The organism is bacterium, from assembly GCA_040755795.1.
Taxonomy (GTDB): Bacteria; UBA9089; CG2-30-40-21; order CG2-30-40-21; family SBAY01; genus JBFLXS01.
The window spans coordinates 1-2327 of record JBFLXS010000541.1; the positions used below are offsets into that span (position 1 = coordinate 1).

The 2327-nt window shown below is 37.0% G+C and carries 4 protein-coding genes; all 4 read right to left on the minus strand.

Going from position 1 to position 2327, the window contains the following annotated elements; genetic code table 11:
• Nucleotides 1–94 precede the first annotated feature (94 nt).
• Entirely contained in the window at nucleotides 95–346 is a 252-nt protein-coding gene (locus AB1414_19420; GenBank protein ID MEW6609583.1) for a hypothetical protein, read from the minus strand.
• 320 nt (nucleotides 347–666) lie between these two features.
• On the minus strand, nucleotides 667–933 hold the full coding sequence (locus AB1414_19425) for a hypothetical protein (GenBank protein ID MEW6609584.1): 267 nt from the start codon (nucleotides 931–933) through the stop codon (nucleotides 667–669).
• Nucleotides 934–1190: 257 nt separating this feature from the next.
• The gene (locus AB1414_19430) at nucleotides 1191–1490 is read right to left on the minus strand and encodes a helix-turn-helix transcriptional regulator (protein MEW6609585.1); all 300 of its coding nucleotides are present in this window, start codon (nucleotides 1488–1490) and stop codon (nucleotides 1191–1193) included.
• On the minus strand, nucleotides 1483–1866 hold the full coding sequence (locus tag AB1414_19435; protein ID MEW6609586.1) for a type II toxin-antitoxin system RelE/ParE family toxin: 384 nt from the start codon (nucleotides 1864–1866) through the stop codon (nucleotides 1483–1485). The genes AB1414_19430 and AB1414_19435 overlap by 8 nt, the downstream gene beginning before the upstream one ends.
• Nucleotides 1867–2327: the final 461 nt, after the last annotated feature.

Here is a 2327-nt window from a genome sequence, read left to right on the forward strand (position 1 = left end):
TTTTCCATTTTTATACCCCTCCTCGTTATATTTTTGTACTCTCATCACTACGCCTAACGACAAAATAACCTGCTCTGTCAGGTTCATTGTTTTGTTAGCAATTCATTTCTTTGTCACTTTCTCTCCAGACTACTTCTTCGCTGCTTCTGCTCCAAGCCACTTCCTTACCACTCCTGCTCCGAATCTGGTTCTTCGCTGCTCCTCTTCCAAGCCACTTCTTCGCTATTTCTACTCCAGGATACTTCTTCACCACTTCCGTTCCGAGTCCATTTCTTCGCTGCTTTTGCTCCACTCTACTTCTTCGCCACTTCCTCTCCGAACCGCTTCTTCGCCGTTTCTCTTCCACGTCACTTCTTCACCACTTCCGTTTCGAGTCTGTTTCTTTGCGGCGGGCTAACGACTGAGCTCACCTGCAGCAGGGAGAATTACCACTAAACTTTCATAAGCAAGACAAAACTTTGAGAAACTACAAAACTATCTCAATCACGCCCAGCCCCTGCTGTCAGGTGCAGTGAATGGTTAGAAAAAGCTGCACCCCGCCGTCTCTTTTTCTTTTCTTCTTTTTGATAGTTAATTCTCAATTCGAGGTCTGTCCCCAACTCTGACCCTGTCCCCAACTCTGACCCCAACTCTTCAACCCTTCTCGCTATTTTGGAGAAGTCTGAATTAATAATATTCATTAGGTGTAACGTCTATAGTAGTAAAACTATTCATATAAAGTTTTAATTCTCTTTCTGCTTCATCAAAAGAGTTAAATGTTGTGTTAGATGGTCTGTAAACTCCTGCTGCTGTTTCAGAAGGTTTACAATAATGACTAATTTGCCACCTAAATTTATTGTTTTCTGTTTTAGAAATACGTCCTTTTACTGTAACATATAATCCCTCTACATCTAAAACATATTCTTTTACAACCTCCGAAATGCTATTGTTCATAGTTACCTCCTAATATTTTTGTATCTAACAAGTTATTATATAGTTTTTCTGGATATCATCCGAATTGTCATGTTATCCAGCTTCTGTATATCATTCCAATTGGGATGTTATCCAGAACCCGGATAATACCAAATTCACAAGCAAAACTTCAGCAAAATCAGATTTAAGTCTTATGGTAAATTCTTATCAAAGTGTCTTACCCAATGGGCTTGCACTTTCTGCACTAAAGTCTCCTAATTCCATCCCGAGTATATTATTTATAAGGTCAAAGGCATATGTTTATTACCATCGATAACTTCCAGTTTACAATCCAAAGCTGTTAATATCTGTAAAGCTGTAGTAAAAGCAACATGCTTTCTTAAACCTGATTTTACTTCCTGAATAATAGTTGGCGAAAGATAGGCTTTTTTCGCTAATGCCTTTACGGATATTCTCTTTCTCTGCATTAGCTCTAATACTGTTTCAGATAAATTAAATTCTTCGTATTCCTTCTCAAATTCTTCTTTGAATTTATTATCGAACATTTCTCTTTCGAATGTACTTATTTTTTTATCCATAATAGCCTCCTTCTTCTACACGTCTTTGATAATCATTCATTGCTTTTATTGCTTTTTCTTCCATCGGAATTTTCTGAGATTTCTTCGTAAATGCATTCGTTATGATCACTTTTTTCCCTCTATAGAAAAAGCATAAGTATCTATCCGGTTTGGGTTTGAATGCGAATATTTTTTCTCCTTCATATCTAAATAATTCTTTATTATATATTTTCCCAATATCCCCAAGTCTTTTTACCAGTTTTAATAATTGAATTCGTCTTGCCTTATCCAATTTCTGATAATAATTAAAAGACTCGCTAATTCCCTTCTGATCAAAATACCACTCAATTATGTATTCTGAACCTTGGTATACGATATATTCTTTATCTTTTATCATTATTACTATCGTAACACATACATGTTACATCTCATATAAATTATCAAATAGGAATACAAACTTCAGAGTTCATGACATGTCCACCTAAAAAATAAGCGGTTAAATTCTCACACAAAGCCACAAAGACCTCAAAAGTTGGATTAAAGAGCGCGCTCCTGTTTCCTCTGGCTTTTGCTCCCATTTTCTCTACTTCAACAATCTTACCACAAAATTATTACATTGTCAATGTTTTTGTTTTCACTTTCTTTGCCATTTCCTATTCGAGCTACTTCTTCTCCGAGTTTCTTCTTCTTGCTAACGATAAAGTTCAGGTGCGGCGGGGAGAATTACCACAAAAGTTTGATAGCAAGATAAAACTTTGAGAGACCACAAAACTCTGACCACGGCACAGTCCCCCGCCGTCAACTGCAACGCAGGGTTAGACAAAAGCTTTGATTCGCTGTCTTTCCCTTTTCCTCTGC